Below are 24,893 nucleotides of genomic sequence, written 5' to 3' on the forward strand. Positions count from 1 at the left end.
CTTTCGCCGGATACTGATCCGATGGGAAAAGAAGGTCGAAAACTATGAAGCTATGTTACATTTTGCGTGCGGGATTATAGTTTGGAACAAAACCCTATTGGGATAGGCTCTTAGTCGTTGATGGAAGGGTATATACCCCTTTTACCTCGTTAAGAAAATCATCAATATAAAGATAAAAAATAGGATGGCAGGCCAGAACCTGCCCCCTGATTTATTCATCATAGCCCAACAATAAATGCGATATAACTTCAAGTTCTACATTTTGAACATAGTTACTTATGTTGGTGAATACAATTTTATAGTAATTAATAATATTAGGAGGTGATGCAAGTATTTCAGTCTTACCGGGGGAAATATCAACATAGCTATACATATTATAATTCCCAAGTGGACCAGCCCAAAAATTTACAGCCCTAATATATGCCACGCTATTGTTTTTTATAATTGCGTCAGCGAAATCAGTGGGGAGTATTGCATTACCATTACTATAAAATTCAAATGGCTCGTTAGAGTTCATATATACCTTTTTTGATGGCATTCCATATTTGTTCCACAAAGGGTCCATTACAAATTCAATTTCTGCATTTTCGGTATTGCTAAGATTGGAGACTACAATTTTATAGCGGTAAAAAAGGTTCTTTGGTCCTACGAATATTTTAAGTTCGCCAGGATAAACATCAACATGACTATACTGCTGATAATCTCCAATCAAACCAGCCCAGTAATTGATAGCCCTAATTGGTACCATACTCTTGTTTTTTATAATTGCCGTTGGGGCAACACTTGGCATTACAATATCGCTATTACTATAAATCTCAACGGTTCCAAGAGGAGCTATAGAGATAGTTTTTTTCAATGACATTATTTTTTCCTTATTATTTCTGTTGTTTAGTAATATATATAATAGGTAGTTTTACCTGTAAAATTTAACTTAACACTTCCCACGAACAGTTAAATGTTGAAATTTGTCAGCACAGTGAAAAAAATACAGTCAACGAATTCATTATATATAATTTGTCATTCATCATGTAATAAATAATAACCGAAATCAGATAATGTTTTTTCCGCTTTATTTATTATGATAACACTTTTTTCTCTCATTTCTATTACGACGGCAGCGCCATACTACTAAGTACAACAAACTTTCGAAAAACAGATTTAAATAAAGCATTTATTATACCCAATGGATTTCAAGATGGATCGCGACGGCAAGGGAGCGAATCCCCGGGAGCATAGATAACTATGTGACCGGGGTGAGTGAACGCAGCCAACAAAGAGGCAACTTGAAAGATGACGGGTATATAAGAAATTAAGCATGTTACGGTAAAAAATTCATATAGTTAGAAAACGAGTTTAAAAAATGGATTTAATTGACTTAAGAAAATTAATATTAAATAGCTGATTTACCTTAAAAGAATTGCTTAAGATAAAGAGAAACTTTATTATTCTACACAAAGACGATCCTGATATTTATGATAAATATATACCCAATAGATTTCAAGATGCATCGCGACGGCAAGGGAGCGAATCCCCGGGAGCATAGATAACTATGTGACCGGGGTGAGTGAGTGCAGCCAACAAAGAGGCAACTTGAAAGATAACAGGTATAAAAGCAAAACAGATTGTTTTTGTCAGTATCTACTATTTATAGCTGAAGAAGTCGCTATACCATTGATATATTCAACACTAATTAACTTATTTATAATATCCGGAATGTTTTTCAGTGGAAAAGCATATGGAATTCCATTGATGTTTTTTGTTTACTTATCAATAACAACATCAGCTTTATTCTATTTCAGCCACTCCGTTAACTGTAATTTCATAACAGGATTAAAATTAGCAACATGCTATATTCGTTTTAAAATAAAAACCGGATATATAAAATATATTTTCAAGCCCTATATTTAATTAAAAAATCAAAACAAAAGTCAAACCATATAACATAAAAACATAATTTTTAATCCTATAGAGGAAAAAATTTCCTATCATTTTATTAAAAATTTACTCATTTTTTGGTGATAATTTATCGTTCCGGCTGTTAATACAAGCTGGAAAATTTGCAAGAACAACTAACCTTCGAAAAACATGCCTAAATAAAGCATTTATTAAGCATCACAAAACAATAGTTATGTTATAATAAGTCATTATATCGAATAAATATTATTAGGTTAAATAAATGGATCTGGAGAAATTAAGAAAATTAACCCTCAGTAGTGGATTCACATTTAAAGAGCTTCTTATGCTGCAAAGGACCTTTAAAAATCTTGACGATGACGAAAGAAAATATGTAATAAAGTATTATACAAAAAGCGATAATATTTACAACGTTATAATAGTGCTTGCTGAAGATGCCGGCGATCCCGTATTATTTTTTGCTCTCATGTATGTAGGTTGCATAATAATGGAGATTTTCCTCTATGACGAAAATTCAATATCCTATTTATCATTAATATCGATCATTTATATCATTTTAACAATAATATGCATATGCTATAAATCTTTTTATCACCGCTATCGTTATAATTTTTTCACATGCATAAAATTAGTTATTTTCTATATTCGTCTCAAAATAAAAGAAAACTTCAAACAGTTATAAAGAATAAGTATTTTACGGTAAGCAATTTATAGAGTTAGAAAAATGAGTTTAAAGAAATGAACCTAATTGACTTAAGAAAGCTAATATTAAATAGTGGATTCACCTTAAAAGAATTACTTAAGATAAAGAGAAGCTTTATTATTCTACACAAAGACGACCCTGATATTTATGATAAATATCAAAGCAAAACAGATTGTTTTTGTCATTATCTGTTATTTATAGCTGAAGAAATCGCCATACCATTACTATATTTAACCCCAGTTTATTTATAATAACAGGCATGTTTTTCAGCGAAAAAACATATAGCATTTCATTGATGTCATTTATTTACTTATTCTTTGCCATTTCTGCTTTTATTTACTATAGCCTCTCCGTTAGCTGTAATTTAATCACAGGCTCAAAATTGTTAATTTTCTATATTCATTTTAAAATAAAACACAAATTAAATCGTTGAAACAATAAATTAAATATGATAAAAATAACCATACAATCAAATAAATAGAGCCAAAAAAAATGAACCTAACCGACTTAAGAAAATTAATATTAAATAGTGGATTCACCTTAAAAGAATTACTTAAGATAAAGAGAAGCTTTCTTGTCCTGCATAAAGATGACCCGCACATTTATGATAAATATCAAAGAAAAACAGATTGTTTTTGTCATTATCTACTATTTATAGCTGAAGAAGTTGCTGCACCATTAATAATGTTAACCTCAGTTTGTTTATTTATAATATCAGGTATGTTTTTCAGTGAAAAGGAATATAGTATTCCATTAATGTCATTTATTTACTTACTCTTTTTTATCTCATTCTCAATTTATTATAGCCTTTCCGTTAGCTGTAATCCCATCACAGGGTTAAAATTAGCAGCCTTTTATATTCGTTTTAAAATAAAAAATAAATTTCAATCGTCATGAAGTTTATTTATATCATCTATCAAAAGTTTGACTTTATATATACTACCAGATATTTGAATGGTTAAAATAGGATTTGGTGTTAACCGCCATTTTCTGGAAAAATCCGAATTAATATATCTGAACAATTTCCCTGCTCCCGGTTTAAGTTTAAACATTCCATATGTTCCATATGCACTCGCCACTAAATCAACTGAACTATAAGCAATATCAGCTATATCATCATCATAACCCAAAACATGAGAAATATATTGATAGCCTTCTCTGACCCAACCTATATCTTGATTTTCATAAAGAATTGGAGTAACAGATTCATAAGCATTATTAAGTCCATGAGCGAACAAAACAGCCCCCATTGACTGGACCGTTTTAGATCTTCGCAACTTACCTGAATTAAAAACTGCAAAGCCAGCAACTGACTGAACAATACCAGCAACAACCCCACCGCCTATTTTTGCGTATTTAACTACGCCCTGATCTTCAAATATATCGGTTACAATATATTTGGTATAATCCTTACGCCTTAAAGCCTGATATTCTTTTTCCGTTATTTCATATTCATCTTTTACTTCATAAACCAATCTCTTTTTTTCATTTACATCAAATGTATTTTTAAATTCACGTGTTTTTATATTAACAAAGTCATCAACTTCTTTTAAATATGACATTCGCAATTGGCTATCTTCTATAAAAAAGCTGGCAGCCAAGTGTGCTTTACGCTTCAATGACGAAGCGTAATTATTTAAATCATAAGAAAGATGAGATATCCCTTTCATAAAATCCTCAGTAAACGTTGTCTTCCCATATGCTATATGCACTGGTGCCGGACATAATATGTTCCCACGTTATTGATTTATACATCAAAGATAAACTCTCTTGTGGCTGGCATTCATTATGCGTAGATGAATTTGGATAAAAGCCATTCAATGCACAGATATATGCGCCAGTGAGTTTTATTTTATAATAGAGCTCTAAACCACCTTTAGTTGATGTTCTGTAAAAATAAAAAATACATTGCAGCGATTCTTTATTCGTTATAGCCAACCCCAGCAGAGGAGAAGATTTATCTATTGGCTTTCTTATCTCAACCGGCTGATGGTTAACATGTTGACCTCTGGTTATATTGGAAGTCAATTCATAAACAAATATATGGTCTTCATGACCAAGCTGACATGTATTACCAATAGAATCAACCGTTGAACATCCTTGTGATATCAAACCTTGCTTATCACCCTTAATTTCCAAATATACCCGTCATCTTTCAAGTTGCCTCTTTGTTGGCTGCACTCACTCACCCCGGTCTCATAGTTATCTATGCTCCCGGGGATTCGCTCCCTTGCCGCCGCGATGCATCTTGAAATCCATAGGGTATAGATTATATTCGCCATAGAAAACCATCAATTAGTCAACATTCAAAAACATGAATATATATTATCTTGAGAAGAAATATAATATAAGTATTGATTCTATTTTCGAAGAATGTGATAAATCTCATGGCAATAAAAATTTTGTTAACCATTTTGTGTTAGGAATAGAATTCAACTACTGTAAATATTCTACTTAAATCAACCTTGAAATCCAAAACAACTACGTATGATGAAAGTCATTGACAAGAAAATATTACGAGATATATTTACCTGAAATACTTAAAGTTATTATTCAAGAATAAAAAAATCAAAAAGAGCGAAATTCAGTATCAAGTAAAATAGAGGATGGCAGGTTAAAACCTGCCTCCTGCTTAGTTTGGTAAATAGTGAAACTCTTAAAATATGCTCCATGAAAGTTCAACTACCAATTCCAAAACTGCGATGTCACTTCAATTTCCGTGTTGTAAATAGGACTAAGATTGGTGACTATAATTTTATAGAAATAAACAGCGTTAACAGGTGCGAGAAGCGTTTTCGTCTCACCGGGGTAAACATCAATATAGTTATATTGATTATAATCGCCAATCGGAGGAGCCCAGTAATTTATCACCCTAATGGGTGCCGGGCCATTGTTTTTTATAATTGCCTCAGGATAGCTATTGGGAAATATTATATTTCCGTGCTTAAAGATTTCAAAAGATTGATTAGGGTTTATATATATAATTTTCGATGACATTTTATTTCTTCCTTATTATAGCTGTTATTTGTTGGCATATATATACCCGTCATCTTTCAAGTTGCCTCTTTGTTGGCTGCACTCACTCACCCCGGTCACATCGTTAGCTATGCTCCCGGGGATTCGCTCCCTTGCCGTCGCGATGTATCTTGAAATCTATAGGGTATAATCAGGTAATTTTACCTGTAAAATTTAACTTAACACTTTCCATGAACAGTTAAATATTGAAATTTATCAGTGAAGTAAAGGAAATACGATATACGAATTCATCGTATACGAGATTTCACTCAACAGAACGGAGGAGTTTCATATTTGCTAGCAATCAATATGGGTTATCAAATTATCCTGATAATTAACGCGGCAACACAATATTACTTTCAGCGAGTAGTCCCATATTGTTATACACAGCACAAGCCGCATCCACCAAATGCATAGCCAACGCAGCGCCGCTACCTTCCCCTAAGCGCATGTCCAAATGCAGGTAAGGCGCTAGTTGCAGGTGTTGCAACGCAATAATTGAGCCTTTCTCTGCCGATAAATGCGAAGGAATTAGGTAATGACGCACATCAGGAGCAATTCGACAAGCGGCCAGCGCCGCCGCGTAAGAAGGGAATCCATCCAAAATCACCGGCAATCCGGTAGAGGCGGCGCCAAGCATTACGCCCGCCATACCCACCAAATCATAACCACCAACCTTTGCCAATACATCAATGCTATCTCTGGCATCAGGCCGATTGATTTCAATCGCCTGTTGCACAACCGCCACTTTGTGATGCAAGCGTTCTCTAGGGAAGTTAGCCCCAACGCCTACGATCAGTTGTGGATCATTGTTCGTAAGAACGCTGACTACCGCCGCCGCCGGTGTGGTATTCGCCATACCCAATTCGCCCACACCAAACAGTTTCACGCCATTTGTAACCTGTTCCAGCGTTAAACGTGCGCTTGCCAATAACAAATCTTCGGCTTGCTGGCGGCTCATCGCCGGTCCATGAGCAATGTTGCCACTGCCACGCCCCATCTTCATATTCACTAATCCCGGCACAGGATCACTGTCAATGCCCACATCCACAACTTTAATATCCGCGCCCGCATTCACCGCCAGCACGCAAACTCCGGTGATCCCTTTCATCATGTTCTGCGCATGAATAGCCGTCGCTGACTTAGGCGATATGGTCACGCCTTCGTCATAAACCCCATGATCAGCAACCATCACAATAATCTGCTTACGATCAATATGATGGTCCGATAATCCCCGCATTCCGGCAAGTTGAATCGCCAAATGTTCCAAACGTCCGAAACTGCCTGTTGGTTTAACCAGCCCATCCAATCGAGTTGCGGTACGCGCCATCGCAACGTTATCCAGCGGCACAATAGCATTAATGATCGATGAAAGTGTTTGCATGATGTTATTCCCGCGTCTCAGGCGACTGCCAGTCAGCCCGGTGATTAAATGTGCGCAAGGTAGTAAATCCATGTTGGATTTCCACTACACTGTATGTTCCCTGTTCAAAATGAAAGTGCCACATAGCAGCAGGCGGCATAGCTAGCAGACGCGCCAGTAACAAGCCCAATACCCCCTGATGCGCGACGAATAACAGATTACCCTGACTTTCTTGTATCAGTAGTTGCTGAACCACATTTTCTATCCGAGCCGCAAATGTCGGAAAGGTTTCACCTTCGGTCGGGGATGACTGTTGCCAATCCGCTAACCAGGCAGCCCAAGCTTCAGCGTCTTCATGCTGCAAATCGCGGTGGTGACGCATTTCCCATGCGCCAAAATGCATCTCATTGAGTTGAGTATCAATGGTAGCTGACAGCGAATGACCGGCCAGAATAATCTCCGCAGTATGACGCGCCCGCCGTAACGCGCTGCTTATCGCTTGCGAAAATGTCACTGCCGATAGATAGCGAGCAACTTGCCGAGCCTGATTTATCCCCGTTTCAGTCAACGCCACATCCGTCATCCCACAGAAAACACCGCTCAGATTCGCTTCTGTTTGACCATGCCGAACCAAAAATAGTCGCATTATCGTTACTCTACCTCAGATGTTTTTTAGAGCAGTTAATTCAGAAACACGTAGATTAAGACTCGTTTTTTAGCATGTTACCCCCATTCATCATAAAATGACTTGCGAATGTGTATCGTAGTACATGTCTCGCCAGCCTTTTTGCTAGATTGGGAATCATTGATTTAATACCGTTTTGGGTAGCGATTACCCAACGTTCATACTGTTGCGCTTCGGACTTTGTGCCGAAGCACTTACGAATATGCTTGCCCTTGCGGGCGAACATCAGCAAGGTACTTGCCCGCTATCCAGTTTGGATACACTCACAAAATGTCTACCAGAAATTTCACCCAAACAAATAACGAGCCACAGCTAATGCTAACCCAGCAGTACCAATTATGGTTGCAGCTAACCACTTCGTCTATGCACTGATTTCTTTATGTAGATCGCCTTTTGTCGCAAACTCTTCAGATCGAGTTGTTAGCTTGGTTAACTCTATCTTTATTTGCATGACATCTGATTCAAGACGCGCCACTCTTGGCTCTAAACTGCCGCCATCACCGCCATCATTACGGGTAGTATCCATATCATCACCCCCTTTACGTTTAGTACTATACCCGTTATCTTTCAAGTTGCCTCTTTGTTGGCTGCACTTAGCGAGAATAGGGGTTGGGTATTTTGCCAGGAAATTACTCACAATAGCGCCAGTAAAAACACCAACTCCCCGATTTCCACTGACGCGCCAAGGGTATCACCGGTCTGACCGCCTAAACGGCGGTGCAGATACAGTGCCAGCAACCCAATAACCAGCAATGTGATCACCAACGCCAACATGCCAGACCACCGCATCAGTAGAGCAATCAATATTGCCCCACCTAATAATGTCAACAGTGTCTGATAACCGTTAACCCGACCGATATAGAGATTCCCCAAGCCACTCCCTTCACGAGCACAACGCTGGCGGTACATTAATAAGATAATCGCACTCCTGCCGGCAACAGATGCGGCAGTCAAAACCATCAGCATAGGAGCACCACGCAGAGATAATTCACTCACCACCAGCACTTTCGCCAAAATAAGCAAGATCAATGCCAACCCACCATTTGTTCCCAAACGGCTATCACGCATAATCTCTAGCATCCTTTCCCGCTTACGGGCAGAAAACACGCCATCACAGGTATCCGCTAAACCATCAAGATGAAGAGCCCCGGTTAACAACGCCAGCGCTAATACGTAACCCAGCGCCGCCAAGGGCGTGCCACTCCAAGGAGCCAGCAAGGTAAAAACCGCCGCTGCAAGCACACCGACAATTAATCCAACCAATGGGAAACTCGCTATGCCACGCACGTACTGATCGATTTCTAATCCCTGTGTCCAGCGCGATGGTACCGGAATGCGAGTCATAAATTGTAAGGTGGCAAGAAACAGACGCAGGCTCATTTAACTTTTACCTCAATCCCCGATATCATCAGAAATACTTCACTGGCAGCCGCCGCCAGCCGCTGGTTAACCCTTCCAGCAATGTCGCGGAAATGGCGAGCCAGACGGTTCTCCGGCACAATGCCCATTCCCAGTTCATTAGTAACCAGATATATCGGGGAAGTCATGCAAGTACAAGCCGCTAACAGATCGCTAATTTGCTGCTGAATCCCCACCTCTAATACAGCAAAGTCCATTTGTTCAGGTGGTATCTCTCCAGCTTGCTCAAATAATAGGTTGGTAATTAAGGTGGTGATACATTCCAAGATAACCGCTTCTCCCGGTCGGGTTTGTGTCGTGATAACTGCACCGAGATCGCGATAACCTTCCCATGTACGCCAATGAGCCGGCCGATTTTCGCGGTGCAGTTGTATACGTTCGGCCATTTCACTGTCTGTCACTACGGCAGTCGCAATATACAATACCTGTTCACTCGCTTGTGCCACCAGCCTCTCTGCCAGCGCACTTTTACCACTTCTAGCCCCCCCAGTGATTAAGATCACGGAGCCGAACCTTGTCGATGAGTTTTCATACACTGATAAATCCGTTCTATATCCAGATGTTCACGCATGGCTTTCGCCAGAAGGTCAAACTGCGTCTGTTTGTAGTGAGTATAATCCAATGTTTCCCCTTGATAAGCCGCCAATCCTTTACGCCAACGCAAAGTATTAAGCAGCGCACGGGTAAAATTAGCACTATCAAACAAGCCATGAATATAACTGCCCATCACATTGCCCTCTCGATTAACCGCGCCATCACACCAACCACCAGATTGGCCGTTACGCTCGGTAATACAGGCAAACGGGGTGGCATCCGCTCCCAGTAACGAGCTGCCCATATGAATTTCATAACCGCGAATAGGCTGTTCAATGCAATCTGACAACAAGCCCGGCAATGCCAACAAGCAATGACCATTTATTCTGGTTGTCACTTTTTCATGGGCAAATCGGGTTTCCATATCCAGCAATCCAAGACCATCCATCTGTTCAATCCCCGATTCCACACCATCAATGATCCGTTTCCCCAGCATTTGATAACCACCGCAGATACCGATAACAGGAACACCAGCCTGATGTGCCGTTAACAAGGCATCCGCTAACCCGTTCTGTCTCAGCCATTGCAAATCTCCCAATGTGTTTTTGCTACCGGGCAAGATAATCAGATCCGACGGCTGTAACGCGGATGGTTGAGTCACATAGCGCAAGCGAACATCCGGCTGCACCGCCAGCGCGTTAAAGTCAGTAAAATTAGCAATATGAGGCAAACGAATCACGGCAATATCCAGCGCTTTTTCTGTTGCGCCATCATATTTGCCGGTTTGTAGCGCTACGCCGTCTTCATCTTCCAGATCAATATTCAACCAAGGCATGACACCCAATACAGGCACTCCAGTTAAAGCTTCAATCTGTTTAATACCCGGCAGGAGCAGGCTGACATCACCTCGGAATTTATTGATGATCACCCCTTTTACCCGCGCTTTCTCCTCCGGGCGTAACAGTGCCAATGTGCCATAAATGGCCGCAAATACGCCGCCGCGATCGATATCCGCTACCAACAACACAGGGGCATCCACCATCTCCGCCATTCCCATGTTAACAATATCTCGATCTCGCAGGTTAATCTCCGCCGGACTGCCAGCCCCTTCCAGCACAATGACGTCATATTCACGAGCCAGACTGTGAAAAACTTCACAAATTTGCTGCTGTAAACTGGGCTTGTACTGGTGATACTCCACCGCATTCATGCTACAGGCCACTTTTCCCATTAACACCACTTGCGCCTTACGCTCGCTGGTGGGTTTAAGCAATACCGGGTTCATCCGTACATCAGGTTCGATACCCGCCGCCTCTGCCTGAAAAATCTGCGCCCTGCCCATCTCTTCACCGTTACTAGTGATACCAGAATTCAACGCCATATTCTGTGATTTAAACGGCGCACAGCGATAACCATCCTGAACAAAGATACGGCACAATCCTGCAACCAGTACACTTTTCCCAACATCGGATGCTGTACCCTGCAACATTAAAGACAAGCCCATCATGCTATCTCCTTTATATTGGTGTAGCAGAGCAAAAAGCTGCTCCTCAGTTTTTACAGCCGCGATTCCATTCGCCATGCAGCTTTAGCTGCCTTTCCGGCACTTATTTCTCAGTATGCCACTGTTTATTCACTAGAATGGTGGAGAAATAAGGTAATTTTTGATCGGCGTCTATCTGATCCAAACGGCGCCAGCACTGTTCACTTGGTAATGTCGCATCCGCCATCAATAAAGCATGTTCAAACAAATTCAGACGCGCCAACAACGCACTCACGGTGGTAAAACGGTTATAAATTTTCATCAACACCACGCAATCATGCGTTTGCAGTGCCTGCTCCAGCTCGGCTTCCGGCGCAGTACAAGACATTATCGCCATTGATTGCTGTTCCATCGCCAGTGGTAATACGGTACGCGCGGCAATCGCAGCAAAAGAGGTGATGCCAGGGACAATTTCCAACCACTCTTGCCGACCAATTCTCGCCAGCAAAAAGACCCAAGTACTGAACAACATGGCATCACCCAACGTGATAAAACCCACTTGCCGCCCTTGTGCTACTTCATCTTGTAACTGTTGCGCGACTTCATCCCATACCGCCTGTTTCTCTTCGCCATTACTGTTCATCGGAAAATGGCAGGTGCGAATTTCCGTGTGGGGTAGCAGGTACTCACGCACAATGGAGAGCGCCAGACTATCTCCTCCTTTACGCCCGGCAGGGGCATAAAGCACATCAAGGCCAGCGAGTATTCGCGCTGCACGCACGGTCACCAAGTCACTCGCTCCCGGACCAACGCCTATAGCATAAAGTTTTCCATTCATCACACCACCTCCCGCTGATCTGCCTGTAATGCATCTGTCAAGTGTTGAACGAACATTTGGCGAATTAATGGATTTTCACCTAATCCCTGTAACCAAGATTGCGTTTTGATCCCAACAGATTCCAGTTGAGAACGCCACGAATCCGGCTCGTCCGATGCCATATCGTTAATCGCATGATCACCGGCCACCAGCATTAGCGGCATTAAATGCACTTTACGTACCGCCTGTCGCCGCAAGCGGATAATGATATTGTCGATTTCCGGGTAGCTCTCCACCGCGCCAACCAATGCCGGGAAATTATGGGAACTCATCAGGTGATCAAGACACGCATAGGCAGAAAAAGCATGATGACTGGCGCCGTGCCCCATAAATACCACGCGTTCATCTTCAGCTAATGGCGGCATCTGACTTTTCAGGGCAATAAGCAGTTGTTGATAATCGGCAAAGCTATTAAGCAGCGGTGTGCCTACGACTAATCGTTGGAAATGATCACTGAAGGTACGCACTTCACTGACAATCTTTTCATATTCATCACCGTTGATGACATGGAGGGATTGAATAGCCACATCCTGATACCCTTCATTGACCAAACGCTCCAACGCCTGACGTGGGTTATCCACCTGTAAACCATCACGTTTTTTTAATTTACGGATGATCATCTCTGAGGTGAATGCACGATATAGATCGCGATCACGGTAAGCTGCTGCCAATTGTTGTTCACAGACATCAATATTCTTTTGCCGGGTTTGATGATAGCTGGTACCAAAGCTAATGATTAATAATGCTTTTTTCATTTTATTGCCCTCATTATTCCTGCCAACTGGCTAGGTGTTGGACAAACTCATCCAGCGAACTAATCTGCTCTCCTTCATCCCCCTGTAAAGTCTGTGTAGGACGGCACACCACAATACAGGGAATATTGAGTGCCAGACAGGGGGCCACTTTCTGTTGATATCCCCCCTCGGCCCCAGACTCTTTTGTGATCACCACATCAGGGTGACAAAATTCATACACTGCATGATTGAATTCAGCCGTAAATGGCCCACGCAACGCGATAATATGATCGACCCCCAATCCTAACGCTTCGCACTGAATCAATACCTCAGCGGTCGGCAATACCCGCACCAACAACGTTTTTCCCGGTAGTAAACGCTGATACAACTCCAATTGCTTACTGCCGGTGGTGAGCAAGATCCGTTGCCCTAGTGTCCGGGCAACGTCGCAAGCCGCCTCGATACTATTTACTTTGTGCAACAGTGGATGGCTCAGTAAATCAATCTCACTGGGACGCTGATAACGAGTAAGCCGCAGTGACAAGCGACGACAAGCTGTGAGCACATTTTGGCTTAGTGCATCTGCATAAGGATGAGAAGCATCAATCACCCAACGTACCTTATGCTGATCAAAGTAATCCACCATAGCCTCGGCATCCATTCGCCCCACCACCACCTCTCCTTGAATATCACCCGCCAGTTGTTTCCCTGCATCCGTAGCAACAGAGAGACGATAACGCGCTCCTGCTGCGTCTAGTGCCTGACAGAGCAACCGGGCATCGCTGGTACCACCGAAAACATGGATAGCCGGATGGCTCATAATTCATACCCCCGTGGCGTGATCATCAATCCATCACGGCAATAGGTTGTTTGATTGCCAACGATTACCAGACTGGTCATATCTACCGGGGAGAAATCCATCTCGCCGAAAGTAGTGATCCATTTATCCTGTTTTTTACGTCCCGCCGCTTTTACTACGCCAACCGGCGTCTGTGCTGCTTTCCACGGCCGCATAAGGTCAAATGCTTTGGCAAGATGCCCTTCCCGGCCACGGCTACGTGGGTTATAAAAACAAATAACAAAATCGGCTTGTGCGGCGGCAATAATACGTTTTTCAATCATCGGCCACGGCGTTAACAGATCACTTAAACTGATATGACAAAAATCGTGCATCAACGGTGCGCCCAACAACGACGCCGCGGCAATACTGGCGGTGATCCCGGCGACCAACTTAACTTCAAGCTCACATTGTTGCTGGCAAACCAATTCCAGCACTAAACCCGCCATGCCATAGATTCCCGCATCACCGCTGCTGATCAAAGCGACTTTACGGCCGGACAATGCCAAATCGATCGCCTTCTGGCAGCGCTCAATCTCCTTGCACATACCGGTCTTAATCACTTCTTTATCCATCGTTAGATGTTTAACTAAATGGGTGTAGGTTTTATAGCCGACAATAATTTCAGCTTCGCGGATCGCCTCAATGGCCTCCTGTGTCATCATGGATTCATTGCCTGGTCCAATACCGATTACTGTTAACATGATTGTGATACCCCCAAAGTGATAGTAACGCCCTGCTGACGCAAGGTCCGACCAACCAATTTTCCTTCACTCATCAACCAAGCGACAGGCTGCGAAACACTGCCAACCCCCACCGTCTGGCGGACAAAATCGGATGCAGGAAAACGTTGCTCATGAAGACTTAATTCATTAACACTGAACAACTGAAACGGTACACGCCAACGTTGTGCTAGCTGATTTAACGCCGGTTCATCCTTTTTAATCACAACACTGCCGATGGCACGTAACGCCATCAGATCGAAATGGTTTTCCGCCATCTGCTGCTGCAATAGCTCAATCACTGTTTGCAATGGCGTATCCCGGCGACAACCGATCCCGGCCACCACACGCTTCGGCACCAGTTTGTAAACCGGTAGAGGCAATTCCGGCAATGCATCTCGCAATGTGATACACACCAGCGCATCCAGTTCTGGCAATTCTTCCAGACACGCTACCGAGACAAAACCCCGGATATCACACTGCTCACGTTCACTAAGCAGTGGTTCATCCCACCACAACCCCACTTTTTGACCACTGACCAGCATTTGATTTATCACCTTCACCACGTGGCGAAAATCCTGCATATCGGCATCTAATTGCGTGGCAAGGGTGTCCAGCGCCGCCATGCCATTAACATCGGTGGCGGTTGTGATCACCGGATCAGCCCCCAATAACGCCGCCAAATGGTGAGTCAATGCATTAGCGCCACCCACATGACCGGATAACAGGCTAATAACATGCTGACCCCCTTCATCAATCACCACCACAGCGGGATCATGCATCTTGTCATTTATAAGTGGCGCAAGCAGGCGTACCGTGATGCCCAGCGCCGCCACCACCACCAACGCCGAATAGTGTTTAAATGCCTCACGCAACGTGTCGCCAAAGCTGCCATTAAAAGGCGTAAATCCCGGCTCCAGTAACTTTTCGCTGGTAAAACAGGTCAGAGGAAGATGAGTTTTCAATCGATGTACCAGTCTGACCCCTCCCGGCGTCAGACAGAACACCGCAATCGATTCATGCCCGGCGATATTCATGGCTAAACCCCGCATCATAAAGCTTGGAATAGTGGTACTCCTCTCCCAAAAAAGCACCAACCAGAATCAAAGCGGTTTTACGAATACCCGCTGCCTGTACTTTTTCAGCGATATCCGCCAAAGTACCGCGCACGGTTAAGCTTTCATCCCAAGTCGCTTTGTAGATCACCGCGACCGGCGTCGTTGCCGGATAGCCACCAGCTTGAAGACGCGCAGCCACATGTCTCATTTTCTGTACAGAAAGATAAATCGCCATTGACGTTTGATGAGCAGCGAAGGATTCCAGTTGTTCGAGTGGCGGCACCGGTGTACGCCCTTCAATCCGGGTAATGATCAAGCTTTGCGCCACTTCCGGTACGGTGTACTCCACCCCTAATTGCGCTGCCGCCCCAAGGAAAGCACTGACACCCGGTATCGAGACAAAACTGATACCCGCTTCGGTCAAAACTTCGCCTTGTTCGCGTATGGAACCGTACAACGAGAGATCGCCGGTTTGCAGCCGCACCACCAATTTACCCGCACGTACACCATCAACCATCAGTGCAACAATCTGTTCCAACGTCAGGCCGGCGCTGTCATGACACTCAGCCTCCGGCGGGCAATAATCCAACAGTTCGGTATTAATCAGTGAACCGGCATAAATCACCACCTGCGCCTGTTGCAGCAAACGGTAACCTTTCAGGGTGATTAGCTCTTTGTCACCCGGTCCGGCCCCGACAAACCACACTTTTCGCGGATCAAAATATTCAGACATCGATCTTCTCCTTGTAACAGGAAATTAGATAAGTCGGATTATTCGGTTTGAAATAGTGACCAGTACCCAGGGACGCCAGAGTAGATGCTTGTAGCTGTATACACTCCAAGTTACTGATCTGACAGGTCCGCAAATGTTCCAGTGCATCATTTAGGTTATTCAACAAAATGAAAGTCAGTACCAAGCGGCCACCGGGGTACATGTGATCCAGTGCCCAATCGATCAAAGCGGTCAATTGCCCGCCACTGCCACCAATAAATACGGCATCCGCCATCACATCCGATGCTAACGGAGCCTCTCCTGCAATAATCTCCACATTATGACAACCTAGTCGTTGGCGATTCTCCTCAATCAAGACCAGTGCTGCCGGGTTGCGTTCAATGGCAGTAACGGTCAGCGCCGGGAAGCGTAACGCCGCCTCTAATGCCACACTGCCCGTACCCGCCCCCACATCAATCAATTGGCTAGCATCATTCAGTTCCAGCCGCTCCAGCGCCAATGCACGTACAGGTTCTTTGGTCATCGGCACTTTCTGTCCGCGTAAAAATTCATCATCTCTCATTTAGGATCACCACCACATTCATGTCATAGTCAGTCGCCACCGCTTCCGGCCGCAGACGGTGAATACGCTCATTAGGCAAAGAGAGGTTTTCACCAATAATCAATGTACGGTTCAGGCCACGCTCAATAATGGCCTGCGCAATTGCCCGCGGGCCGACGCGCCCATCAGTTACCATGCCTACTTTGTCGTGTTGCAGAAGCCAGCCAAAATCCGGGGTACGCCCGTGACTGCTGGTCAGATAAATATCGTTCATATCCAGTGCAGCTTTGGCACACAGATACTGAATTGAACTGATACCCGGAATGATGCGCAGATCCTCTGCGGTAAAATATTCAGACAATAATTTGCCAATGCCATATAACAGCGGGTCACCAGACGCTAATACCACAATCCGGCGTGTACTGTTGTTCTGTAGCCAAGCAAGCAAACCAGCAAGATCAGCATCCACTACGCGGGTTTCATGAGTAACGCCGCTAAATATCTCCAGATGGCGTCTACCACCAACCAATACCTCCGCCTCAGTGATAGAGTGCTGTGCCTGCGGTATCAGATACGCAGTATCGCCGGGACCAATTCCCACTACGGTGATCATCGCATTGCCTCCAAAATGTCATTTAATGGGCGACTGGTGCCAAGTATTTGATTATCAAAGGAGAACATGATGGCATCACAGCGCGGCGGGTTAACCGCAAAACGCAACATTTCACTCATTCGTTCACAAATGCGTTCGGCAATACGGTCATAAACCGCTTGCAAGCCGTGTTCTGCAATCAGTTCCATTGCGGCTTCTGTGGTATCGCAACGACTCACCTCTAACAGCATTTCCTGCGACGCCCCCATCAGTGCCAGATAAGCAATTAACGTTTCCATGCGGCCATCAGCAATATGACTGTGGGTATGGAAAATTCCTGCGGCCACTTTCACCAGCTTGCCGGGGTGTCCCACCAACATGATATGGCGGAACCCAAGCCGCACCGCTTCCTGCAACATGTAACCCACGAAGTTACTCATGGTTACTACTAGCTGACCATCAAGCCCCAATTGTTCACGCACAAAACGTTCACCATGATTGCCCGGCACCAGAATGACCTTTTCAGCACCCGCCGAACGTTTCATTTCCAGTTCTATCGCCAACGAACGTTTCCAACTCTCTTCCGACATTGGCGTGACGATACCAGTGGTGCCAATGATGGAAATGCCGCCCAGTATCCCCAATCTCCCGTTGTAAGTTTTCTTTGCCCGCTCTTCACCTTCCGGCGCGAAAATTTCCACCTCCGCGCCCCGTAAAGGACCGATAGCCTCCCGTACCGCTGCCTCAATAGTCTGACGCGGTGTACGATTAATGGCCGAGCTGCCTACTGGCAATCCCACACCTTTGCGGGTAACCGTACCCACGCCTTCCCCGCCCCGCAGATGGATCTCACCGTGATCGCACAAGGTGACACGAGCAAAAATCAACATGCCATGAGTGGCATCCACATCGTCGCCACCGTCTTTACGAATAGCAGCAGTCGCCTGCTGCCCTTCAATCAGCGGCTGTTCAACATTAAGGCGTAATGTCACACCAGAAGGGGTAACAATAGAAACGTGATCGATAACTTGCTGACGCAGCACCATTAATGCGGCAACCTTGGCGGCAGCGGTAGCACAGGAACCCGTGGTATAACCTTTGCGATACTGCTTACCGTTATGCCAGATGCTGTCTAGTTGCATGGTGTCACTCATTGTGCCTCCTGCAATCGGTACAGAATGGCATTGATAATCGCCGCCGCGATATTACTTCCCCCTTTACGGCCTGCGGCGGCGATATAAGGCAGTTCACTTTGCATCAAAGCGGCTTTCGATTCCGCCGCACCGACAAAACCGACAGGCACCCCAACCACCGCCAATGGTGAAGCCTTCCTTTCCAACAAACGGAACAAGGCGGTTGGAGCGTTACCGAACACGAAGATTTTGTCCCCTTCTTCCGCCAGTGCGACATCTACCGCAGCCATAGAACGCGTGATACCCTGCGCTTTCGCCATCGCGACCACACGCGGATCACTGATATAGCAACGGCATTCACACCCCATCTGATGTAACAGTGCTTTGTTGATACCGGACTGAGCCATCGTCGTATCGGTATACAAAGTGCATCCCCGACTCAATGCTTCTGTAATGCGGGCCAGCACACCCGGCGAGAACCATAAAATATCCAACCAGTCAAAATCTGCGGTGGTGTGGATCACCCGTTTAATCACTGCTTCTTGCATTTCATCAACAAAACGGTAATCGGGCCGCTCACTAGCAATAATATCGCCAATGATTGCGAAGCTATTCTGTTCAATTTGCTGAGGTTTCTGGAGGTAGTTCATATTGTTGCCCTTTTTTAAGCCATGCCGACCAACAGTAAGCGCAACAGCGCAAACAACAGTAAGGCCAGTTGCGAAGCTATCATCATCAAATGGATACTGAGCGGGATATCCGTCAGCGCGATTTTACGGCGTTCATCACCCATCCAGGGTTTATCTACTCGTTCACCAAAATAACAATTCGGGCCGCCAAGGCGGATACCCAACGCTCCCGCCACCGTCGCTTCCGGCCAGCCACAGTTAGGGCTGCTATGCTGATAGCGATCACGCCAGCCAATACGTAGTGCCTGACGAAAATCAAGTCGAATGAAGCAAGCAGACGCACTCAACAACAGCCAACTCAACCGCGCCGGTAACCAGTTTGCTAAATCATCCATACGAGCGGAAACATACCCAATCGCGCGGTATTCCTGAGTTTTGTATCCCACCATTGAGTCAAGGGTGTTAACCGCTTTATAAGCCATTGCCAATGGCGCACCACCAATCATTAGAAAAAACAGTGGAGCAATAACCCCATCAACGCTGTTTTCCGCCACCGTCTCCACCACCGCGCGGGTGATTTGCGGTACATCTAGTTGGGAAGTATCGCGCCCGACAATCCGCGACAATTGCTGACGACTCTCATCCAATGAGCCTTGTTGTAATACCTCATGTACCTCTAGCGCGGCGTCACTCAGACAACGGCCAGCCAACAGGGTATAAATCATCCACACTTCAACCAGCCAGCCGACCCAAGGATGAATGAGGTTCATCAGCCACAGACACCCCCAACTCACCAACCAAGTCAGCCCCACAACCACTATCCATAGCCCTGCTCCACCAACTTTCAATGCACGTTCACTGTGACAACAGCGCCGAACCGCCCGCTGTACCACAGAGATCAGCTTACCAATCCAACGCACCGGATGAGGCCAATGCGGCGGATCACCTAACCAGCTATCGAGCAAGAAAGCAGCAAACCAGGCAGCAAGTGTCACAATAGCCTCCTTGCAGACCTCAACCAGCGATCAAGCAGACTAGGGCGCTGAGCAAAATGGATATGAAGATAACTAGCCAGTGTCTGCTGTACCTGATAGCCTCCGGCCCATTGCTGTATTGCCATCCCGTCACGCCATTTAGTACAGTCAAAAACTGAAGGCACTGAGCTGATAAAATCAGAATAATGAAACTCGTGGCCCCGTAAAATCTCACCTTCTGCGGCCAGCAAAGTGTCAAAACGGGCCTGTGCCTGACAGTAACCAAAGCGCATCAACCGCGTACCCATATGGCTTTCCCCCGGCAGAATACCGGCCATCTGGTGGCTCGCTCCCTCGCCATCGGTCAACGATTTACCAAGGTACATCAGGCCACCGCATTCAGCATAAATGGGAACTTGACGACAATGCGCATCCTGTAAAGCTTCCCGCATGGCACTATTGGCGGCCAACTTAGCGGCATAGATTTCCGGGTAGCCCCCACCGAGATAAATCATCTGACAATCGGGTAAACGGCGATCATGCAGTGGACTAAAACGGTGAATACGTACCCCCACCTGTTCCAACATCTCCAGATTATCGGGGTAATAAAAATTAAAGGCTTCATCATCTGCCAGCGCTAACGTCAAGCCATCAGCCAATGCGGGATCAGGCAATGATGGTGCCTCACCCTCGGGTAAAGTAGGACAGTCACAAAGCGCCAACAGACGATCAAGATGGATATGCGCCTCTACCTGCTGGGCCAGCCGCTGCCAGCGAGCATCATTGTCAGCCTGCTCTTGGGCAGGAATCAGGCCAAGATGACGAGACGGTAACGACACATCCTTCATCACGGGCAAACGTCCTAGCACCGGCACACCACAATAATGTTCAATCGCATGACGAATAAGTTCGAAATGATTTTCAGAATTGACGCGGTTAACAATGACACCCGCAATCGTTAAAGAGGGATCAAAACGGCAAAAACCCAGAACAGTTGCGGCAACAGAAGTCGATACTGCCTTACCGTCCACCAACAAAATCACCGGGCATCCCAACTGCTTAGCCATTGCAGCGCTACTGCAATAGTTTGGGTTGGTACCATAACCATCATACAACCCCATCACACCTTCAATGACCGCGACATCAGCATGACGCATATGCTGATTATAAAGACCATTAAGCGTCGCTGTTGGCAGCATAAATGCATCAAGATTACGAGATGCTACGCCACACACAGAGCTGTGCCAGCCGCTGTCCAGATAATCCGGCCCCACTTTAAACGGCTGGACAGTCAACCCTCTCAACATCAATGCCCGCAAAATGCCAAGGGTAACCGTAGTCTTACCACAGCCACTACCCGTACCCGCGATAACAAATGCCTTCCTACCTGACCATTGCATAGAACATTCCCGATATGTCGATCGGAAAAGGAGCGCCCATAAGACGTGCCAACACTGCGCACACCACTTGGATGACAACTCGCTTCCCACCGAAGGAGTTAATGTCTCGTGCCTGTCAGGTCGGTCTTCTGGCTTAGCGTCACCCTTCCCCGCAACCTTCCCAGTCTTTCCGACCAGTGGCATCAGCGGAGTTGTCAGCATCACAGCAGCGGGGGCTGCGGAGGATTTTCACCTCCTTCCCAACCACACCATTAAGGTGCGGTATTAACCTAACGGCGGTTTATACCCGTCATCTTTCAAGTTGCCTCTTTGTTGGCTGCACTCGCTCACCCCGGTCACATAGTTATCTATGCTCCCGAGGATTCACTCCCTTGCCGTCGCGATGCATCTTGAAATCCATAGGGTATATAGGGTTTATTTATTTTTAACGTGGTCTACTTTTAAAATTATTAAATTATTAGATAACTAATGATATATATTCATTTTCACCATAATAACCTTATTAAATGCATTGAATTAAAATGTAGATCAAATATATATTTCCCATACCAATAAAGCGGCTAATTTTATTATTTTCGGTGATGAACTTATGCGTTTCATAACAAAAATCGCCGTCAATCTGGTGATAAAGATAGTAACAACACCGCAACAGATTAATCGTTGATCATAATCAACTATCTATTCATATCGTATAAGCTTATGATGTGTTTATGCTGCTTACACCATTGGTATAACCAAATCATAATGAGAATTTTCCATGTTATTAGATACTGCTGTACCTCGCATTATTGGCGCCTGTTTTTATTACTCACCGAAATCAGAACAAGTCCGCCCACTAATTCCATTGCTTATCGATATTGATAAATTATTTCCCTGGTCAAATAACCGCACAATAGAAAATCTGACGAAAAAGCTCGCTACCTTCTCAGTCGAATCTCTACAATATGACTACTCCATCTTGTTCGAAGGGCAAGGTGTTATGCCAGCCCCACCTTGGGGATCGGTTTATCTGGACAGAGAAAACGCGTTATCAGGTGAAAGCACGCTGGCTTACCGGGAATTTCTGACAAAACAGAATATCGTCATGTCCAGTAAACAACGGGAACCCGAAGATCAATTCGGTTTGATGTTGCTGGCCTTAGTTTATATTTTAGAACAAGGGCATAAACCTGCTGCACGTACATTGTTAGAACAGCACTTACTACCTTGGGCTTACCGTTATCTGGAATTGATGCAGACAACCAAACTAGAAAATGATTTTTATCCCATTTTAGCCACTATTGCTATTGACTATTTAAAAACACTGCAAACTGAATTAAAACTCATTCCGGCAAGACTAGAATTATTTTGCTAACACTTTTATTATTCCACAACAAATGCTCTGGGTGATAAATTTAGTAACAACTCATAAATATACACTCTCCCGGAGTTCAACTCTCATTTAATCAACTCATCCTTTATAACAACGAATTTATACCAGAAAAACCTTTATAGTCAGTTCTCGTTCCATTGAACGTTATAGCTCTATTGCAGTATATAAAACTATTTGGCTGATTTTTATGTTATTTATTATTGGCTATGGATAACAGGCACCCAATAGAATGATCTTATGCGCTAAAAAAACTGTCTATTAATTCATAAATTAGTAAACATTAAATACTCATATAGAGGATTTATTAAAGCTCTAAAAACACTTAGCGATAATTTTTTCTTCATTGAATGTCTGTTTCCATTACATGGAAAGATTAAAAATGTAAACAACATGAGGTAAAAACATGAGAAAAATTTTTTTAGCTACACTTATTACAGGGATTGTGTCAACAAGTTATTTCGCACACGCACTTCCCGAAAATAACAGCGAGCATATTGCTGATCTACAAGACAATACCAGTAACGAAGCTCCACTATTAAAATCCACCGATCCGGGCGCTGAACGATTTAAGCATGTGGGAAAACTAAGCGGTCGAGGCCAATGTACCGCGACACTTATTGCCGGTTCAGAAACCCCTGATGCCAATCAACAAGCACTTATTCTTTCTGCTGGTCATTGTTTTGATTCTTCATTAGACACGAATGAAGTCATCATTGATCAACCTGTAGGCCCAGGTTGGACATACACGCCAAACTACTTTATTGACTTAATTAATGAACACCAACCTGTTGATGTTGATAGGGTTTTATACGCAACAATGAAAGGCGGCGACCTTGCGGTTTTCAGACTTAAAGCAACGTATGGTGAGTTGGCAAAGCGCGGAATACTGCCGGTAACCTTACAAAAAGATCATGAACCATCGGCATTAGAATTAACCAGCCAGCAGATTGAACTTGCTCATATTCCGGTCAATGGCATAGAGAGTGATAAACGTTATCTGCGCTATTCGGCTTGCAACATTACTGGAAAAGCTTCGCTTGTATATGAAGGCATATGGGCTTGGTCTCCGGCCGCTGCGGTTAATTGCGCCGGTGTTGCAGGAGGAACTTCGGGTTCACCGGTTATGTTAAAAGATCAATCCAAGATAATTGGTGTATTAAATACCACCGTCGATCGAAGTTACTGGGGTTGCGGTCTTAACCGACCTTGTGAATTTATTATCGATCACAGTTTCTCACGTACAGGTGCCAGCTATTATATGCCTATTGATAAAATTGCACGTGCATTTACTTCTGATGGAAAACTGGATTTAAGTAAATTTGATGATGGCAAAGGGATCACTATTAACGCCAGCGGCCCATTAATTACAAAGGGTACCGTTAACAACAAACCTGTCACCTGGAATTTACGCCTTGAAGAGAAAGGTTTTGATAATATTCGCTATAAAAGAGGACTTGCGAGTAATGTTGATTGTACCGATCCTAAAGGATACAGCAAACCTGTTCCAGTCACGACACAACCGCTGGAAAAACTTACCGTTCCTTCCAAAGAAGGGATATATACCATGTGTGTCATTGGGCAACATTCTGCAAATAAACGCTGGCAGAGTACATCTAACGCATCAATAAAATTACGTGAAATTGATAACACCCTTCCGGGAATAAGACCGGATTCAACATTACTTTTTGAAACAGATGATAGCTGGGTTATCGACCTCAGATTTAGACCTTGGGAAGTTGTTGACATACGTTATAAAGCAGGCCCAAGAAAATCGACAAAATGCGATGATTATAAAAATTACTCTACTTATAGAAGAGTACCGATTACGATTAAAAAGAAAGACTCTCCAATACGCTTTTGTATGTATGGCTTAGATCAAGCAGGCAACATAAGTGCAATATTTTTTGAGGACTTTGGAGAACAAAAATAAATTTTTAAAATGGGCCTGCATTTGCGCTGAAAAATCCCCACAAACTCAGCGCTAATAAATCAAAGCCCTATTTCGATAGATTTTGGCAAAATGGTTTAATACATTGTCGAGAGCTATCACTAGTAAAATTAGCGGAGAATGTCGAAAGATATTCGACACCATACCGCTGACAAACCTCGTTGAAAATAACGGGGTTTGTTTCTTTTATTATGAATCATAATGCCATCCATTTTCCTCATTAACC

The 24,893-nt window shown here is 44.3% G+C and carries 27 protein-coding genes, 1 pseudogene and 1 riboswitch; of the genes and pseudogenes, 5 read left to right on the forward strand and 23 right to left on the reverse strand.

The features are described from left to right. A pseudogene (locus ACGF49_RS13850) lies at positions 1-106 on the forward strand (IS5/IS1182 family transposase); the annotation flags it as partial. 105 nt (positions 107-211) lie between these two features. Here the strand turns inward: ACGF49_RS13850 and ACGF49_RS13855 are convergent. Further along, a complete protein-coding gene (locus ACGF49_RS13855; RefSeq protein ID WP_387491464.1) occupies positions 212-862 on the reverse strand; it encodes a hypothetical protein in 651 nt (216 codons plus the stop codon). Positions 863-1,551: 689 nt separating this feature from the next. Here ACGF49_RS13855 and ACGF49_RS13860 point away from each other — a divergent pair. Both ACGF49_RS13860 and ACGF49_RS13865 read left to right on the forward strand, forming a co-directional pair. Further along, entirely contained in the window at positions 1,552-1,908 is a 357-nt protein-coding gene (locus ACGF49_RS13860; RefSeq protein ID WP_387491467.1) for a hypothetical protein, read from the forward strand. A gap of 1,201 nt (positions 1,909-3,109) precedes the next feature. Beyond that, positions 3,110-3,514 (forward strand): hypothetical protein, encoded by a 405-nt coding sequence (locus ACGF49_RS13865; RefSeq protein ID WP_113041950.1) that lies wholly within the window; start codon positions 3,110-3,112, stop codon positions 3,512-3,514. Here the strand turns inward: ACGF49_RS13865 and ACGF49_RS13870 are convergent. From ACGF49_RS13870 to ACGF49_RS13975, 22 genes are all read right to left on the reverse strand, one after another. Next, on the reverse strand, positions 3,502-4,287 hold the full coding sequence (locus ACGF49_RS13870) for a DUF4225 domain-containing protein (RefSeq protein ID WP_113041951.1): 786 nt from the start codon (positions 4,285-4,287) through the stop codon (positions 3,502-3,504). The genes ACGF49_RS13865 and ACGF49_RS13870 overlap by 13 nt on opposite strands. Positions 4,288-4,294: 7 nt before the next feature. After that, positions 4,295-4,756 carry an Hcp family type VI secretion system effector gene (locus ACGF49_RS13875; RefSeq protein ID WP_113041952.1) on the reverse strand — a complete coding sequence of 154 codons (462 nt, stop codon included), beginning with the start codon at positions 4,754-4,756 and terminating at the stop codon, positions 4,295-4,297. Then, positions 4,726-4,899 (reverse strand): hypothetical protein, encoded by a 174-nt coding sequence (locus ACGF49_RS13880; RefSeq protein WP_158536534.1) that lies wholly within the window; start codon positions 4,897-4,899, stop codon positions 4,726-4,728. The genes ACGF49_RS13875 and ACGF49_RS13880 overlap by 31 nt, the downstream gene beginning before the upstream one ends. A 400-nt stretch (positions 4,900-5,299) precedes the next feature. Next, on the reverse strand, positions 5,300-5,614 hold the full coding sequence (locus tag ACGF49_RS13885; RefSeq protein ID WP_113041953.1) for a hypothetical protein: 315 nt from the start codon (positions 5,612-5,614) through the stop codon (positions 5,300-5,302). A 352-nt stretch (positions 5,615-5,966) separates the two neighbouring features. Then, positions 5,967-7,016: a nicotinate-nucleotide--dimethylbenzimidazole phosphoribosyltransferase gene (gene cobT, locus ACGF49_RS13890; protein WP_228901302.1), complete on the reverse strand. Its 1,050-nt coding sequence runs from the start codon at positions 7,014-7,016 to the stop codon at positions 5,967-5,969. 4 nt (positions 7,017-7,020) lie between these two features. Then, entirely contained in the window at positions 7,021-7,641 is a 621-nt protein-coding gene (locus ACGF49_RS13895; protein ID WP_387491473.1) for an adenosylcobalamin/alpha-ribazole phosphatase, read from the reverse strand. Positions 7,642-8,041: 400 nt separating this feature from the next. Further along, positions 8,042-8,317: a hypothetical protein gene (locus ACGF49_RS13900; protein WP_228901306.1), complete on the reverse strand. Its 276-nt coding sequence runs from the start codon at positions 8,315-8,317 to the stop codon at positions 8,042-8,044. Continuing rightward, positions 8,314-9,060 carry an adenosylcobinamide-GDP ribazoletransferase gene (gene cobS, locus ACGF49_RS13905; protein ID WP_387491477.1) on the reverse strand — a complete coding sequence of 249 codons (747 nt, stop codon included), beginning with the start codon at positions 9,058-9,060 and terminating at the stop codon, positions 8,314-8,316. The genes ACGF49_RS13900 and cobS overlap by 4 nt, the downstream gene beginning before the upstream one ends. Next, positions 9,057-9,602 (reverse strand): bifunctional adenosylcobinamide kinase/adenosylcobinamide-phosphate guanylyltransferase, encoded by a 546-nt coding sequence (gene cobU, locus ACGF49_RS13910; protein WP_113041957.1) that lies wholly within the window; start codon positions 9,600-9,602, stop codon positions 9,057-9,059. Before cobU ends, cobS begins: the two co-directional genes overlap by 4 nt. Then, entirely contained in the window at positions 9,599-11,137 is a 1,539-nt protein-coding gene (locus ACGF49_RS13915) for a cobyric acid synthase (protein ID WP_113041987.1), read from the reverse strand. Before ACGF49_RS13915 ends, cobU begins: the two co-directional genes overlap by 4 nt. A gap of 103 nt (positions 11,138-11,240) precedes the next feature. Next, complete coding sequence (locus tag ACGF49_RS13920) at positions 11,241-11,954, reverse strand: cobalt-factor II C(20)-methyltransferase (protein ID WP_113041958.1); 714 nt, start codon at positions 11,952-11,954, stop codon at positions 11,241-11,243. After that, positions 11,954-12,748: a sirohydrochlorin cobaltochelatase gene (locus ACGF49_RS13925; protein ID WP_113041959.1), complete on the reverse strand. Its 795-nt coding sequence runs from the start codon at positions 12,746-12,748 to the stop codon at positions 11,954-11,956. Before ACGF49_RS13925 ends, ACGF49_RS13920 begins: the two co-directional genes overlap by 1 nt. Positions 12,749-12,761: 13 nt before the next feature. Further along, positions 12,762-13,547: a cobalt-precorrin-6A reductase gene (locus ACGF49_RS13930; RefSeq protein WP_113041960.1), complete on the reverse strand. Its 786-nt coding sequence runs from the start codon at positions 13,545-13,547 to the stop codon at positions 12,762-12,764. Beyond that, the gene (locus ACGF49_RS13935) at positions 13,544-14,269 is read right to left on the reverse strand and encodes a precorrin-3B C(17)-methyltransferase (protein WP_113041961.1); all 726 of its coding nucleotides are present in this window, start codon (positions 14,267-14,269) and stop codon (positions 13,544-13,546) included. The genes ACGF49_RS13930 and ACGF49_RS13935 overlap by 4 nt, the downstream gene beginning before the upstream one ends. Then, positions 14,263-15,324 carry a cobalt-precorrin 5A hydrolase gene (gene cbiG / locus ACGF49_RS13940; protein WP_011147211.1) on the reverse strand — a complete coding sequence of 354 codons (1,062 nt, stop codon included), beginning with the start codon at positions 15,322-15,324 and terminating at the stop codon, positions 14,263-14,265. The genes ACGF49_RS13935 and cbiG overlap by 7 nt, the downstream gene beginning before the upstream one ends. Further along, positions 15,305-16,078 (reverse strand): cobalt-precorrin-4 methyltransferase, encoded by a 774-nt coding sequence (locus ACGF49_RS13945; RefSeq protein WP_165577944.1) that lies wholly within the window; start codon positions 16,076-16,078, stop codon positions 15,305-15,307. Before ACGF49_RS13945 ends, cbiG begins: the two co-directional genes overlap by 20 nt. Then, positions 16,071-16,640: a decarboxylating cobalt-precorrin-6B (C(15))-methyltransferase gene (locus ACGF49_RS13950; protein ID WP_113041964.1), complete on the reverse strand. Its 570-nt coding sequence runs from the start codon at positions 16,638-16,640 to the stop codon at positions 16,071-16,073. The genes ACGF49_RS13945 and ACGF49_RS13950 overlap by 8 nt, the downstream gene beginning before the upstream one ends. Further along, positions 16,630-17,232: a cobalt-precorrin-7 (C(5))-methyltransferase gene (locus ACGF49_RS13955; protein ID WP_262977544.1), complete on the reverse strand. Its 603-nt coding sequence runs from the start codon at positions 17,230-17,232 to the stop codon at positions 16,630-16,632. The genes ACGF49_RS13950 and ACGF49_RS13955 overlap by 11 nt, the downstream gene beginning before the upstream one ends. After that, positions 17,229-18,365 (reverse strand): cobalt-precorrin-5B (C(1))-methyltransferase CbiD, encoded by a 1,137-nt coding sequence (gene cbiD, locus ACGF49_RS13960; protein WP_113041966.1) that lies wholly within the window; start codon positions 18,363-18,365, stop codon positions 17,229-17,231. Before cbiD ends, ACGF49_RS13955 begins: the two co-directional genes overlap by 4 nt. Next, positions 18,362-18,994 carry a cobalt-precorrin-8 methylmutase gene (locus ACGF49_RS13965; RefSeq protein WP_113041967.1) on the reverse strand — a complete coding sequence of 211 codons (633 nt, stop codon included), beginning with the start codon at positions 18,992-18,994 and terminating at the stop codon, positions 18,362-18,364. Before ACGF49_RS13965 ends, cbiD begins: the two co-directional genes overlap by 4 nt. A 14-nt stretch (positions 18,995-19,008) precedes the next feature. Beyond that, positions 19,009-19,968 carry an adenosylcobinamide-phosphate synthase CbiB gene (gene cbiB / locus ACGF49_RS13970; protein WP_113041968.1) on the reverse strand — a complete coding sequence of 320 codons (960 nt, stop codon included), beginning with the start codon at positions 19,966-19,968 and terminating at the stop codon, positions 19,009-19,011. Beyond that, a complete protein-coding gene (locus tag ACGF49_RS13975) occupies positions 19,965-21,347 on the reverse strand; it encodes a cobyrinate a,c-diamide synthase (RefSeq protein ID WP_113041969.1) in 1,383 nt (460 codons plus the stop codon). Before ACGF49_RS13975 ends, cbiB begins: the two co-directional genes overlap by 4 nt. Positions 21,348-21,447: 100 nt before the next feature. Continuing rightward, positions 21,448-21,635, reverse strand: a riboswitch (cobalamin riboswitch). Positions 21,636-22,104: 469 nt separating this feature from the next. Here ACGF49_RS13975 and ACGF49_RS13980 point away from each other — a divergent pair. Both ACGF49_RS13980 and ACGF49_RS13985 read left to right on the forward strand, forming a co-directional pair. After that, positions 22,105-22,701, forward strand: a complete 597-nt coding sequence (locus ACGF49_RS13980) for a molecular chaperone (protein WP_113041970.1) — start codon at positions 22,105-22,107, stop codon at positions 22,699-22,701. A gap of 421 nt (positions 22,702-23,122) precedes the next feature. After that, positions 23,123-24,649 (forward strand): trypsin, encoded by a 1,527-nt coding sequence (locus ACGF49_RS13985; protein ID WP_387491488.1) that lies wholly within the window; start codon positions 23,123-23,125, stop codon positions 24,647-24,649. Positions 24,650-24,893 lie beyond the last annotated feature (244 nt).

The organism is Photorhabdus sp. RM96S (assembly GCF_042879335.1).
GTDB lineage: Bacteria > Pseudomonadota > Gammaproteobacteria > Enterobacterales > Enterobacteriaceae > Photorhabdus > Photorhabdus kayaii.